Below are 13,056 nucleotides of genomic sequence, written 5' to 3'. Positions count from 1 at the left end.
CGGCCAGTATACACAGCACCCAAGGTCGGCCAAAGCCCGTACGGCAGTGACGCCGTCTGAACTTGTCCTTAAACTGGCGATCTTTTCTCTACTTCACCTTTTCACCAAGAGTGGGATTCATGACTACCACGCCTAAACCTCTGGTTCTGATCATCCTGGACGGCTTCGGTCACAGCGACAGCCACGACGGCAATGCGGTCTACGAAGCGAAGATGCCGGTCTTCGATCGCCTCTATAAGACCATGCCCAACGGCCTGATTTCCGGTTCCGGCATGGACGTCGGTCTGCCCGACGGGCAGATGGGCAACTCCGAAGTCGGCCACATGAACCTGGGTGCCGGGCGCGTGGTGTATCAGGATTTCACTCGAGTGACCAAGGCGATCAAGGACGGCGAGTTCTTCGAGAACGCGGCCATCTGCAAGGCCGTGGACCAGGCGGTAGGCGACGGCAAGGCCGTGCACATCCTGGGTCTGCTGTCCGACGGTGGTGTTCACAGCCATGAAGACCACCTGGTAGCGATGGTCGAGCTGGCTGCCAAACGTGGCGCCGACAAGATCTATCTGCACGCCTTCCTCGATGGCCGCGACACCCCGCCGCGCAGCGCGCATCAATACCTCGACACCATGGAAACCGCCTACAAGCGTCTGGGCAAGGGTCGCACTGCCACGATCATCGGCCGGTACTTCGCCATGGATCGCGACAACCGTTGGGACCGCGTCGAGTCCGCCTACAACCTGATCGTTGACGGCAAATCCGAATTCCAGGCTGACACCGCCAAGGCAGGCGTGGACGCCGCCTACGAGCGTGGCGAGAACGACGAGTTCGTCAAAGCCACCTGCATCGGCGAGCAAGTGAAAGTCGAAGACGGCGACGCCGTGGTGTTCATGAACTTCCGTGCCGACCGCGCCCGCGAACTGACCCGCGTGTTCGTCGAAGACGATTTCAAGGACTTCGCCCGCGCCCGCCAGCCAAAACTCGCCGGCTTCGTGATGCTGACCCAATACGCCGCGAGCATCCACGCGCCTGCCGCGTTCGTCAAAGGCAGCCTGGACAACGTGCTCGGCGAATACCTGGCGAAAAACGGCAAGACCCAACTGCGCATCGCCGAAACCGAGAAATACGCCCACGTGACCTTCTTCTTCTCAGGTGGCCGTGAAGAGCCGTTCGAAGGTGAACAGCGCATCCTGATTCCTTCGCCGAAAGTCGCGACCTACGACCTGCAGCCGGAAATGAGCGCCCCGGAAGTCACTGACAAGATCGTCGACGCCATCGAAAACCAGCGTTTCGACGTGATTGTCGTCAACTATGCCAACGGCGACATGGTCGGCCACAGCGGCATCATGGAAGCCGCGATCAAAGCCGTCGAATGCCTGGACGTGTGCGTCGGGCGCATCACCGAAGCCCTGGAAAAGGTCGGCGGCGAAGCGCTGATCACCGCCGACCACGGCAACGTCGAGCAGATGACCGACGAGAAAACCCATCAGCCGCATACTGCTCACACCACTGAGCCGGTGCCGTTCGTCTACGTTGGCAAGCGTGACCTGAAAGTCCGTGAAGGCGGTGTTCTTGCAGACGTCGCACCGACAATGCTGACGCTGCTGGGCATGGACATTCCGAAAGAAATGACCGGCACATCGATTCTGGTTGCCAGGTAAGTCCCAATAAACCGGCCTGTCAGGCGCTGACAGCGCCGGTTTTTGTATGAAATGTCTGAAAGCGGCGCCCGATGAGCGTTTTTTTTGCAGCCTCTGGCGGGCATACTAAGCCCGTCTTCACTCCTGGTATCGCCCAACCTCATGCTTCGCGCCCTGATCGCCCTTGCTTTGATTTGTCTGCTCAATCCGGCGTTTGCCGACGACGAGCGCGCACAAACCCAAAAACAGCTGGATGCCACACGTCAGGACATTACTGAACTGAAGAAGGCGCTGAGCCAGTTGCAGGAAGAGAAATCCGGCGTTCAGAAGGATCTGCGCTCCACCGAAACCGAAATGGGCAAGCTGGAAAAGCAGGTGGAGGCCCTGCAAAAAGAACTAAAAAAGAGTGAAACCGAGCTTCAACGGCTCGATGGAGAGAAAAAAAAACTCCAGAGCGCACGCGTTGAGCAGCAACGCCTAATCGCGATACAGGCCCGCGCCGCCTATCAGAGCGGCCGCCAGGAATACCTCAAGCTGCTGCTCAACCAGCAGAACCCCGAAAAATTTGCCCGCACCCTCACCTATTACGATTACGTGAGTCAGGCTCGCCTTGAACAACTGCGCAGTTTCAACGAAACCCTGCGCCAACTGGCCGAAGTCGAAAAAGACATCGACATGCAGCAAGCACAATTGCTGGTGCAGAAGAGCTCGCTGGACGACCAGAAAGCCCAGCTCGATACCGTGCGCCAGCAGCGTCAGGTCGCACTGGCCAAGCTGAATCAGGACTACAAGGCTCGCGACCAGAAACTACAGGCTCGCCAGCAAGATCAGACAGATCTGACTAAAGTCCTGAAGACAATCGAAGAAACCCTTGCCCGGCAAGCCCGGGAAGCCGAAGAGGCGCGCCAGAAAGCGCTGCTGGCTCAGCAGGAAGCGGAGAAACGCGCCCGTGAGCAGGAAGCCCTGGCCAAAAGCCGTGGCAAGGACGACAGCGACGAAGCCCCGCGCCGGCCCACTAAAGCGCCGGGCGCACTGGTTTCCAGCGCTGGTCAGTCCTTCGGTGGTGCTTTTGAACAAGCAAAGGGAAAACTTCCTTGGCCTGTCGATGGTCGATTGTTGGCGCGTTTCGGTGAAACTCGCGGCGACGACGAGCGAACCAAGTGGGATGGCGTGATGATCAGTGCTGCCGCTGGCAGTCAGGTACACGCTGTGCATGGTGGTCGTGTGGTTTTCGCCGACTGGTTGCGCGGCGCTGGCCTTCTGGTCATTCTCGACCACGGGAACGGTTATTTGAGTCTGTACGGCCACAACCAGAGTCTGTTGAAGGAAGCTGGGGACGTTGTCAAAGCCGGGGAAGCGATCGCTACTGTAGGCAACAGTGGTGGCGGTCAGGACACTCCGGCGCTGTATTTCGCTATTCGTCAGCAGGGTCGCCCTAGTGATCCGGCCCAATGGTGTCGCACTCAAGGATAAGTCGACGCCTCACTCAGGAGTTCGTAAGACATGCTGTTTTCGTCCCGCCTCACCTCGCTGGCCCTGACTATCGCCGTGGTTATCGGCGCTCCGCAGGCAATGGCCGCCGGTGCTGCTCCAGCGGCCGCTCCCGCTGCATCCGCGCCCGCCAATGCCGCGAACATCAAGGCTCCGCTGCCGCTCGATGAGCTGCGCACCTTCGCCGAGGTGATGGACCGGATCAAGGCCGCCTACGTCGAGCCAGTGGATGACAAGACCCTGCTGGAAAACGCCATCAAGGGCATGCTCAGCAACCTCGACCCGCACTCTGCCTATCTCGGGCCGGAAGACTTCCAGGAGCTGCAGGAAAGCACCAGCGGCGAGTTCGGCGGCCTGGGTATCGAAGTCGGCGTTGAAGACGGCTTTATAAAAGTGGTCTCGCCAATCGATGACACTCCAGCCTCCAAAGCAGGCATCGAGGCGGGTGACCTGATCGTCAAGATCAACGGCACGCCGACTCAGGGCCAGACCATGCAGGAAGCGGTCGACAAGATGCGCGGCAAGCTCGGCGAGAAGATCACCCTGACGCTGGTGCGCGACGGCGGTAACCCGTTTGACGTGACGCTGGCCCGCGCGACCATTCAGGTCAAGAGCGTGAAGTCGCAGATGCTGGAGCCTGGCTACGGCTACATCCGCATCACTCAATTCCAGGTCAAGACCGGCGAAGAAGTCGGCAAGGCACTGGCCAAGCTGCGCAAAGACAACGGCAAGAAGATGAACGGCCTGATTCTCGATCTGCGCAACAACCCGGGTGGTGTGTTGCAGTCGGCGGTCGAAGTGGCTGACCACTTCCTGACCAAGGGCCTGATCGTCTACACCAAAGGCCGCATCGCCAACTCCGAACTGCGCTTCTCGGCAGATCCGGCCGACGCCAGTGAAGGCGCGCCACTGGTGGTGCTGATCAACGGCGGCAGTGCCTCGGCTTCCGAGATCGTTGCCGGTGCCTTGCAGGACCAGAAACGCGGCATCCTGATGGGTACCGATTCTTTCGGTAAAGGCTCGGTGCAGACTGTTCTGCCGCTGGCCAACGACCGTGCATTGAAGATCACCACGGCGCTGTACTACACGCCGAACGGCCGCTCTATTCAGGCGCAGGGCATCAATCCGGACATCGAAGTCAAACGCGCCAAGGTCACCACCGAGGCCGATGGCGAGAACTACAAAGAGGCCGATCTGCTCGGCCACCTGGGCAATGGCAACGGCGGCGCGGACAAACCGACCACCAAGTCCAAGGCCGGCAAGGCGCGTCCGCAGGACGACGATTACCAGCTGAACCAGGCCCTTAGTCTGCTCAAGGGATTGAGTGTCACACGCGGCAATTGATATGCGCTTCTGGTTGACCGGGCTCGTCTGGGCCCTTGCTGTTTCGATGGGGGCCGTGCACGCGGCCTCCGCCGACTCCCCCGATACTGCCGGCAAAACGCCGAAGGTCGCTTACATCAGCCTGATCATCGACGATCTCGGGCAAACACCCGACAGGGACAGCCGCGCGCTGGCCCTGCCCGGCCCCGTGACGCTGGCGATCATGCCCGACACCCCGCACGCCACCGACTTCGCGCGTCAGGCTCACAAGGCCGGCAAGACCGTGATGCTGCACATGCCCATGGATCCGGCGACGGGCCCTTACGCCTGGCGCCCGGATCTGCCGTTGCCCGAGCTTGAATCGCGCCTCAACGCGGCGTTGCTGAAGGTTCCGTACGCGGCAGGCATCAACAATCACGAAGGCAGCCGCATGACCGCCGAACCAGTGGCGATGAGCTGGCTGGTGGGTGAACTGCAGCGACGTCATCTGTTTCTGGTGGACAGCCGCACCAGTGCCAGAACCGTTGCTGCCGCCGAAGCGCAGAAGATTGGCCTGGCCAGTGTTTCGCGGGACGTGTTTCTCGACGACGAGCGCACGGCCGAGGCCATCAACGGTCAGCTACAGACTGCGATCAAGCTCGCTCACAAGCAGGGTTCGGTGGTGATGATCGGCCACCCCTACCCGGTGACGCTGGACGTGCTGGAGCGCGAACTGCCCAAGCTCAAGGCGCAAGGCATCGAGTGGATCGAATTGCGCCACATGATCAGCATCCGCGGCAATCAGGCGATGTCGGGGCATGGGAAGAATGGAGTTTATCGGTAGCGCGGGGTGTCAGAGATACTTCCCGAGAATACTGTCGACCGTCCCTTCCTTGCGCAGTTGGTCCAGCGCTGTCTGCAGCTTCTTCACCACGTCATCCGGCGTGTCCTTGTTCAGCGCCAGAAACAGCTCTGCGCTGTTGAAGCGCAGCACCGTCTTCAAGCCGGTCACCCCCTCCTGCCGCGCAAGATAGCGCCCGGCCGGATCACCTGTCGCCCACAGGTCAATCTGCCCGTCCACCAGCTTCCTGGCGTTGTCCTTGTCGCTGAGCACCACGATCGGGTTCATGCCCTGACGCCCCAACTCCTCGGCAATGGCGTCGCCCTTGTAGGCGCCGATCTTGTATTGCCGCGCCTCCTCCAGTGAGTTCAGCTGAATCGGGCTATCGGCCTTAGCCAGCATGATCCAGTCGTCCGGGCCGATGGGACCGACCCACTTGAAGAGTTTTTCGCGCTCAGGCAGACGCGCAGTCACGAACACGCCGTAACCGGGCTTTTCCAGAGCGAGTTTGTAGATGCGATCCCACGGGAAACGCAGGGTCATGTTGTAGCCGATGCCAGCGCGCTTGAAGGTCTCGCGCACGATCTCGACGGCGATGCCCTGAATGTTGCTTTCCTGGGCGAAGTTCTTGCCATCGATGGCCATGTTGTAAGGCGGAAAGTTCTCCGTGAGCAAGACGAATGAGGTGTCCGCCCTGGTGCTCGCGTCAGTGGAACCGCTCAGCTCTTGTGCATGGATAACTGCGCCCGAAACACAACCGAACAGTGCAAAAAGAAACGCTGAAATTCTCAGCATACGACTCATCTCTATCCATGACTGCGCACAGAGTGCAGGCCCTCCGCGTCGTTGTCCAGAGCCTTCGACAGGCCGCCGGGCCTTGTAGCTGATTCAATAAATATGTATGTCCCCGGAGTGCACTTTATCTGACTACCTGATGGCTTCTTTCTAACAGCTCGCACCACAAGCGGGCGCCAACAGACCATATAGGTGTCGAATGAAATACCGAAAATCCGCCTTGCTCAGCATCGCGTTCCTCAGCGTGATCGCCACGGGTATTTCCCAGGCAAATGACTACGGCCAAGGCCAGGAAAACTTCTCTAACGCCATCCCTCTCGACAATGCGCAGGACCGTCATAGCCACTGGAGGGCTGTGGGCCGGGTGCAGCTCAGCAAGGCGAATCCCGACCTTTATTGCACCGCGTCGTTGATTGACTCACGCAATGGCAGCCTGGACGCATCCGGCCCGGCGTACATCCTCACCAGCGGTCACTGCTTCAACGGAAACAGTCTGAATATCTCGAGCGACACTCCCCTGGATGGGCACATCGATTTCGATTACTTCCTCGGCAATATGGAGAACACTGATCGCTATGAATTGAAAAAGCTGGTCCGGTCGACCATGCGCGGCGCGGATCTGGCCATTATCGAGCTCGACACACCGCTGCAGTCATTCCTCGACAAAGGCATCGAGCCACTGAAGTTCAGTCCGCAGACGCCAGTAAAAGGCATGAATCTGTTGATGGTTGGCAATCCTTCGGGCCACGAGAACGCCCCTGCACTGCGCTTGTCGGCCTGCCCGCTAGACGGTGCTGCGGACTTGGTTGAAAACTTTTACATATTCCGCGCATTCCACAAGCATCGCTGTCAGGGTATCGCTCCCGGAAGCTCAGGCAGCCCGGTCTTGGACAGGATTTCGAATCAGATCGTCGGCGTACTCAGCACCTCGACGAGGGGTAAGTGGGCAGAAAATCGCTGCCAGGCGGATGCACCCTGCGAGGTCGTCAACGGCCAGCCGATGCTTGCGCCTGACACCTCATACTCAAGCCCGGCGATTGGCCTGCAATCCTGCTTTAGCCATGGGCAGTTCAACCCGCTTGCTCTCGACTGCTCCTTGCAATCGACACTCAACATGACATTAACGGGAAATTACAGACTCAAGACCTTCAGCCGAATCGGCATCGACGAACAGGGCGCTGAAGTTCTGCCGACGTGGTCATGGCAGTTCTCGCTGGACATGCCTAAGTACCGCTACAAGGCAGTTCGCACACCGACCGAATGCGAGAGCCCGCACCATTACAGCAACGCCCTCGACGCAACTAATGCAGTAATCGACGACCCCATCGGCCCTGACACAGGACTGCATTTTCTGTGCATCATCGGTGTCGACTCCGCTGAACAGCGACCAGCGGGGGAGATGATGAACAAGCCGGTAATCGTGGCAATGGAAGTCGCGCCGGCCGGCCCGACCCGCATGCCGGAAATGAAAATAGAACGTACTGCCGATGGCGACTACAAGGTGACGCCTCATTACTCCAATCCGTGGCTTTGGGTGTACGCGTTCAAATCCGGCCCGGCTGATGCGGTGCAATGTGACGACTCGCAGGGTTACATGCGCGAATACGTCGAGGTGAAGACCATTGGGGCGGCTCAGCTACCAATGAAGCTTTGTTCAATAGTCTACGAAATGGGGAAGCAACCATCGGCGCCACGCACCGATCTACTGCTGCCCTGAGCGGCGCCTTGAGGCGTACGTCGAATTGAAGAAATGCGCTGGCTGACCAAGGTTAGGGTGAGCCAGCGCAATCCGGATCAGCGAACCACAATCCCTTGTTTGGCCATGAACGCCTTGGCTTCAGGAACGGTGTATTCGCCGAAGTGGAAAATACTCGCAGCCAGTACCGCGCTGGCATGGCCTTCCAGCACGCCGTCGGCCAGATGCTGCAAGTTGCCGACACCGCCGGAAGCAATCACAGGAATACCCAGCGCATCGCTGATCGCACGGGTAACGCCCAGATCGAAGCCGTTCTTCATGCCGTCCTGATCCATGCTGGTCAGCAGAATCTCGCCGGCACCCAGGTCTTCCATCTTCCTGGCCCACATCACAGCGTCCAGGCCGGTCGGCTTGCGACCACCATGAGTGAAAATCTCCCAGCGCGGCTCTTCGCCCGGGCCGGAAACCTTCTTGGCGTCGATGGCGACGACGATGCACTGCGAGCCGAAACGCGCAGCTGCTTCGCCTACGAATTCAGGGTTGAACACGGCAGCGGTATTGATCGAAACCTTGTCGGCACCGGCGTTTAGCAGGTTGCGGATGTCCTGCACGGTCCGCACGCCACCGCCTACGGTCAGCGGGATGAAAACCTGGCTGGCCATGCGCTCGACGGTGTGCAACGTCGTGTCACGGCCATCGACGCTGGCGGTGATGTCGAGAAAGGTAATCTCGTCGGCGCCCTGCTCGTCATAACGACGGGCGATTTCCACCGGGTCGCCAGCGTCGCGGATGTTCTCGAACTTCACGCCCTTGACCACGCGACCGTTGTCGACGTCCAGGCAAGGGATGATGCGTTTAGCCAGCGCCATGTCTCAATCCTCAGCCTTTGTACGAATCACAGAAAGCCTGAGCTTCGGCGACGTCGAGTGTGCCTTCGTAGATCGCACGACCGGTAATTGCGCCGATGATGCCCGGTGCTTTCGCGTCCAGCAGTGCCTTGATGTCGCCAAGGTTATGGATACCGCCGGAAGCGATGACCGGGATCTTCGTCGCAGCCGCCAGCGCAGCGGTAAACGGTACGTTGCAGCCCTGCATCATGCCGTCTTTGGCGATGTCGGTATAAACGATGGCCGAGACGCCATCGGCTTCGAAGCGCTTGGCAAGGTCGATGACCTGAACCGAGCTGACTTCAGCCCAGCCGTCAGTGGCGACAAAACCGTCTTTCGCGTCGAGACCGACGATCACTTTGCCCGGAAAGGCGCGACAGGCTTCAGCGACGAACTCAGGCTGCTTTACCGCCTTGGTGCCGATGATCACGTAGCTCACGCCGGCCTTGACGTAGTGCTCGATGGTTTCCAGCGAACGGATACCGCCGCCGATCTGGATCGGCAGGTTCGGGTAACGCCTGGCAATGGCCGTGACCACTTCACCGTTGACCGGCTGACCTTCGAACGCGCCGTTCAGGTCGACCAGATGCAGACGGCGGCAACCGCCTTCAACCCACTTGGCTGCCATGCTCACCGGATCATCGGAGAACACCGTGGAATCTTCCATGCGGCCCTGGCGAAGACGCACGCAGGCACCGTCTTTAAGGTCGATAGCGGGAATAATCAGCATCTGGAAACCTACTTAATCGGAAATTAGTTTTTCTCGAGCGCCCAAACGTCGCTTTCGATGCTTTCGAACCGCTCTTTCAAGTGCGCCTGAACATCGAAGATCGCTCGGTTGTAATAATGCGGGGCAATTTCGCGGGTAAACAATTCAAGGATTTCAGCCGCTTCGAACGAACCCAGGTCCAGCTCGAAACGGTCCTCCATGAACCGCTTGATCTTGTGGCACGCCTCACTCTCCTGCTCGGGAGTGAGGGTCAGGATCGGCGGTTTGTTCTTCTTGCTCATTACCACCGGCCATCCCACGCGGCGAAGTTCTGCAGCAATTGCAGGCCATGGGTATGGCTCTTCTCGGGGTGGAACTGCACGGCGAAGCGCGAGCCGTCAGCCAGTGCGGCGGCGAAATCGCGACCGTAATGACCACGACCGACGATCTGCCGAGGGTTCGGCGAATCGATGTAATAGCTGTGCACGAAGTAAAACCGCGCCAGATCCGGAATGTTGTGCCACAGCGGGTGATCCACAGCCTGCGTCACTTCGTTCCAGCCCATGTGCGGGACTTTCAGGTGCTGACCGTCTTCGTGAAGATCTTTACCGAAGAAACGCACCTGGCCTGGAAACACACCGATGCAATCCACGCCGTCGTTCTCTTCACTGCGATCCATCAGCGCCTGCATGCCGACGCAGATCCCGAGAAACGGACGATCCTGGCTGACTTCACGCACCAGCGAATCGAAACCAAGACGACGAATTTCAGCCATGCAATCGCGAATCGCGCCAACACCCGGGAACACGATGCGGTCGGCTTCACGGATCACATCGGCGTCGCTGGTGATCAGCACACGACCGGCGCCAACGTGTTCGAGAGCCTTGGCTACCGAGTGCAGGTTGCCCATGCCGTAGTCGATGACGGCAACCGTCTGCATTACAGCACGCCCTTGGTCGAAGGCATCTGGCCGGCCATGCGGTCGTCCAGCTCGACGGCCATGCGCAGCGCGCGGCCGAATGCCTTGAATACGGTTTCGATCTGGTGGTGAGTGTTGTGACCGCGCAAGTTGTCGATGTGCAGCGTGACGTTGGCGTGGTTGACGAAGCCCTGGAAAAACTCCTGGAACAGGTCTACGTCGAAACCGCCAACGGTAGCGCGGGTGTACGGAACATGCATTTGCAGCCCCGGACGACCGGAGAAGTCGATGACGACGCGCGACAGCGCTTCATCCAGCGGGACATAGGCGTGGCCGTAGCGACGGATGCCTTTTTTGTCGCCAATGGCTTTGCTGAAGGCCTGACCCAGCGTGATACCGACGTCTTCCACGGTGTGGTGGTCGTCGATTTCCAGGTCGCCTTTGCAGTCGAGTTCGATGTCGATCAGCCCGTGACGGGCGATCTGGTCGAGCATGTGTTCAAGAAAAGGCACACCGATGTTGAATCGGGCCTTTCCGGTGCCATCCAGGTTGATCGAGGCTTTGACCTGGGTTTCCAGGGTGTCGCGCTCGACGAACGCCTTACGTTCGGCCATCACCAGCTCCGCAAAATCATTGGGCGAAAAGGCGGACATTATAGGCGTGTGGCGGGGAAACAGAAACACGGAGCTTGATATCACTGACGGGCTGAATCCCGGAACTCAAGCGCTAGACATGTGCGTACAAGCGAATACCTGTGCAACACGAGCAGCTGTGGGGGGGTGCATTGGCGCCAATCCGATCGGGCAGGACTGGCATCAGATAAACCCCGTAGGAGTCCGGCTTGCCGGCGGTGGCGTCCGTAAGATCGCTACCGCCGGCAAGCCGTGCCGCTACAAGGATTAGCGTCGGCCCAAGGAATCTCGGGCCGGGTGTATCAGCCTTTAGTGAAACAGCACCGCAGTTTTCTGCAGGGTGATCCACACGCCCCACGCCAGCGGGATACCCACTGCCAGCCAGGCGAGGATTGCCAGAGGCTTGGTGCCTGCGTCGGCTTTCCACTCCAGCGAAGTGGTGTGATCCGCGCCAGCGTCATGGCCGATAGCCTGTTCAGCCTTCAATTCCGCTTCGGTCATGAAGTATTTGTCGGCCACTGGACGCACCAGCATGTTGCAGATGAAACCCAACACCAAAAGGCCTGCGAGGATGTACAGGGTGATGTCGTAGGCATCGGCGCGCGCAACACCGTGGCTCAGCTGATATTCACGCAGGTAGTTCACCAGCACCGGGCCGAGCACGCCAGCGGCAGCCCAGGCAGTCAGCAGACGACCATGGATGGCGCCAACCATTTGCGTGCCGAACAGGTCAGCGAGGTAAGCCGGCACGGTCGCGAAACCGCCACCGTACATCGACAGCACGACGCAGAACGCCGCCACGAACAGCGCAACGCTGCCCAGATGGCCCAGCGTCGGAACCGACGCATAGAGCAAAAAGCCCAGCGCGAAGAACACGAAGTAGGTGGCTTTGCGGCCAATGTAGTCGGAGAACGACGCCCAGAAGAACCGCCCACCGATGTTGAACAGGCTCAGCAGGCCGGTGAAGCCCGCGGCGATTGCAGCGATTGCAGCCAGTTGCGAAGCGTCGAGCTGTGCGAAGCCTTGATCGTTGCCCAGCAGTTTGCCGCCGAACACTTCCTGCAGCAGTGGCGAAGCCATGCCGAGGATGCCGATACCGGCCGAAACGTTCAGGCACAGCACCAGCCAGACCAGACGGAATTGCGGGGTTTTCCACGCAACGCTGACGTGCACGTGGCGGTTGGTGATCATCGCACTGTTGTTTTTCTTCGCAGGCGCTGTCCAGCCCTCAGGTTTCCAGCCCGTAGGCGGAACGCGGTAGGCCAGAGCGCCACCAATCATGAAGACGAAGTAGATCGCGGCCATTGCCACGAAGCTCTGCCAGACCCCGACGCTGTCAGGCGTTGCGAAATGGCTCATCAGAGCGGTCGCCAGCGGAGCACCGACCATCGCGCCACCGCCGAAGCCCATGATCGCCATGCCGGTCGCCATGCCGCGCTTGTCCGGGAACCATTTGATCAAGGTCGAAACCGGCGAGATGTAACCCAGACCCAGACCGATACCGCCGATCACGCCCGAGCCGATCCACATCAGCCAGATCTGGTGGGTGTACACGCCCAGCGCCGAGATCAGCAGACCGCCACACCAGCACAGGGCCGATACGACACCAGCTTTACGCGGCCCGGCGTGTTCCAGCCAGCCACCCCAGATGGCTGCCGAGCAACCCAGGAAGATGAAGAACAGGGTATAGATCCAGCCGAGCATGGAGATCGGCCAGTCACAGCTTGACGAGAAGACTTGCTCGAAGAACCCCATGTCCGGCGCGCAGGCGACGGCGGTCTTGATGCCGATGGCCTTGGACAGCGGCAACCAGAATACCGAGAAGCCATAGGCCATACCGATACAGAGATGGATTGCCAGTGCGGCTGGCGGAACCAGCCAACGGTTGAAACCGCGTTTGGCGATAATGCGCTCTTTGGACAAGAACGCAGGCTGAGCGACATTGCCGCCCAGAGCAGTGCTCGTAGTCATTATTTTGCCCCCATTTATAGTTGTGTCTCGCAAGAACAGCGACATCGCATCTGCCACCCCTCTTCATGCACGCAAGCATCGGGAGTTTTTATCGGCAGAAAGTCTCGTTACGTGACAATTCGACGCAGCATGACCCGCGAACGGCGAGAGATTACCATTTGCCGCGTGACAGAAAGCAT

The 13,056-nt window shown here is 59.5% G+C and carries 12 protein-coding genes; 5 read left to right on the top strand and 7 right to left on the bottom strand.

Going from position 1 to position 13,056, the window contains the following annotated elements:
* Window positions 1-119: 119 nt before the first annotated feature.
* The 4 genes from gpmI to BWR59_RS00130 all read left to right on the top strand — a co-directional run bounded on the left by gpmI (window position 120) and on the right by BWR59_RS00130 (window position 5,271).
* A complete protein-coding gene (gpmI, locus tag BWR59_RS00145) occupies window positions 120-1,655 on the top strand; it encodes a 2,3-bisphosphoglycerate-independent phosphoglycerate mutase (RefSeq protein WP_081563627.1) in 1,536 nt (511 codons plus the stop codon).
* Between the two features lie 141 nt (window positions 1,656-1,796).
* Complete coding sequence (locus BWR59_RS00140) at window positions 1,797-3,107, top strand: murein hydrolase activator EnvC (RefSeq protein WP_081563626.1); 1,311 nt, start codon at window positions 1,797-1,799, stop codon at window positions 3,105-3,107.
* Between the two features lie 30 nt (window positions 3,108-3,137).
* On the top strand, window positions 3,138-4,469 hold the full coding sequence (locus BWR59_RS00135) for a S41 family peptidase (protein ID WP_081563625.1): 1,332 nt from the start codon (window positions 3,138-3,140) through the stop codon (window positions 4,467-4,469).
* Window position 4,470: 1 nt separating this feature from the next.
* Complete coding sequence (locus BWR59_RS00130; RefSeq protein ID WP_081563624.1) at window positions 4,471-5,271, top strand: divergent polysaccharide deacetylase family protein; 801 nt, start codon at window positions 4,471-4,473, stop codon at window positions 5,269-5,271.
* 9 nt (window positions 5,272-5,280) lie between these two features.
* Here the strand turns inward: BWR59_RS00130 and BWR59_RS00125 are convergent, their stop codons facing one another.
* Window positions 5,281-6,063, bottom strand: coding sequence for an ABC transporter substrate-binding protein (locus BWR59_RS00125; RefSeq protein ID WP_081563623.1), 783 nt, complete (start codon window positions 6,061-6,063; stop codon window positions 5,281-5,283).
* A gap of 199 nt (window positions 6,064-6,262) precedes the next feature.
* Here BWR59_RS00125 and BWR59_RS00120 point away from each other — a divergent pair, with 199 nt between their 5' ends.
* Window positions 6,263-7,780 (top strand): serine protease, encoded by a 1,518-nt coding sequence (locus BWR59_RS00120; RefSeq protein ID WP_081563622.1) that lies wholly within the window; start codon window positions 6,263-6,265, stop codon window positions 7,778-7,780.
* 77 nt (window positions 7,781-7,857) lie between these two features.
* Here BWR59_RS00120 and hisF read toward each other — a convergent pair whose 3' ends face one another.
* The 6 genes from hisF to BWR59_RS00090 form a co-directional block, all read right to left on the bottom strand.
* On the bottom strand, window positions 7,858-8,628 hold the full coding sequence (gene hisF / locus BWR59_RS00115; protein ID WP_081563621.1) for an imidazole glycerol phosphate synthase subunit HisF: 771 nt from the start codon (window positions 8,626-8,628) through the stop codon (window positions 7,858-7,860).
* Window positions 8,629-8,638: 10 nt separating this feature from the next.
* Complete coding sequence (hisA, locus tag BWR59_RS00110) at window positions 8,639-9,376, bottom strand: 1-(5-phosphoribosyl)-5-[(5-phosphoribosylamino)methylideneamino]imidazole-4-carboxamide isomerase (RefSeq protein ID WP_081563620.1); 738 nt, start codon at window positions 9,374-9,376, stop codon at window positions 8,639-8,641.
* Between the two features lie 23 nt (window positions 9,377-9,399).
* Window positions 9,400-9,657, bottom strand: coding sequence for a DUF2164 domain-containing protein (locus BWR59_RS00105; protein WP_081563619.1), 258 nt, complete (start codon window positions 9,655-9,657; stop codon window positions 9,400-9,402).
* Entirely contained in the window at window positions 9,657-10,295 is a 639-nt protein-coding gene (gene hisH, locus BWR59_RS00100; RefSeq protein WP_081563618.1) for an imidazole glycerol phosphate synthase subunit HisH, read from the bottom strand. Before hisH ends, BWR59_RS00105 begins: the two co-directional genes overlap by 1 nt.
* A complete protein-coding gene (gene hisB, locus BWR59_RS00095; RefSeq protein ID WP_081563617.1) occupies window positions 10,295-10,888 on the bottom strand; it encodes an imidazoleglycerol-phosphate dehydratase HisB in 594 nt (197 codons plus the stop codon). Before hisB ends, hisH begins: the two co-directional genes overlap by 1 nt.
* A 327-nt stretch (window positions 10,889-11,215) precedes the next feature.
* A complete protein-coding gene (locus tag BWR59_RS00090; RefSeq protein WP_081563616.1) occupies window positions 11,216-12,877 on the bottom strand; it encodes an OFA family MFS transporter in 1,662 nt (553 codons plus the stop codon).
* Window positions 12,878-13,056: the final 179 nt, after the last annotated feature.

Source organism: Pseudomonas sp. Bc-h, assembly GCF_002080045.1.
Classification (GTDB): Bacteria; Pseudomonadota; Gammaproteobacteria; order Pseudomonadales; family Pseudomonadaceae; genus Aquipseudomonas.
This window is presented reverse-complemented; position numbering and strand designations above follow the sequence as displayed.

Excerpts from the sequence above, each read along its gene's own strand:
- gpmI (WP_081563627.1), top strand. The coding sequence starts at position 120 with ATGACTACCACGCCTAAACCTCTGGTTCTGATCATCCTGGACGGCTTC.
- BWR59_RS00140 (WP_081563626.1), top strand. The coding sequence starts at position 1,797 with ATGCTTCGCGCCCTGATCGCCCTTGCTTTGATTTGTCTGCTCAATCCG.
- BWR59_RS00135 (WP_081563625.1), top strand. The coding sequence starts at position 3,138 with ATGCTGTTTTCGTCCCGCCTCACCTCGCTGGCCCTGACTATCGCCGTG.
- BWR59_RS00130 (WP_081563624.1), top strand. The coding sequence starts at position 4,471 with ATGCGCTTCTGGTTGACCGGGCTCGTCTGGGCCCTTGCTGTTTCGATG.
- BWR59_RS00125 (WP_081563623.1), bottom strand. The coding sequence starts at position 6,063 with ATGCTGAGAATTTCAGCGTTTCTTTTTGCACTGTTCGGTTGTGTTTCG.
- BWR59_RS00120 (WP_081563622.1), top strand. The coding sequence starts at position 6,263 with ATGAAATACCGAAAATCCGCCTTGCTCAGCATCGCGTTCCTCAGCGTG.
- hisF (WP_081563621.1), bottom strand. The coding sequence starts at position 8,628 with ATGGCGCTGGCTAAACGCATCATCCCTTGCCTGGACGTCGACAACGGT.
- hisA (WP_081563620.1), bottom strand. The coding sequence starts at position 9,376 with ATGCTGATTATTCCCGCTATCGACCTTAAAGACGGTGCCTGCGTGCGT.
- BWR59_RS00105 (WP_081563619.1), bottom strand. The coding sequence starts at position 9,657 with ATGAGCAAGAAGAACAAACCGCCGATCCTGACCCTCACTCCCGAGCAG.
- hisH (WP_081563618.1), bottom strand. The coding sequence starts at position 10,295 with ATGCAGACGGTTGCCGTCATCGACTACGGCATGGGCAACCTGCACTCG.
- hisB (WP_081563617.1), bottom strand. The coding sequence starts at position 10,888 with ATGGCCGAACGTAAGGCGTTCGTCGAGCGCGACACCCTGGAAACCCAG.
- BWR59_RS00090 (WP_081563616.1), bottom strand. The coding sequence starts at position 12,877 with ATGACTACGAGCACTGCTCTGGGCGGCAATGTCGCTCAGCCTGCGTTC.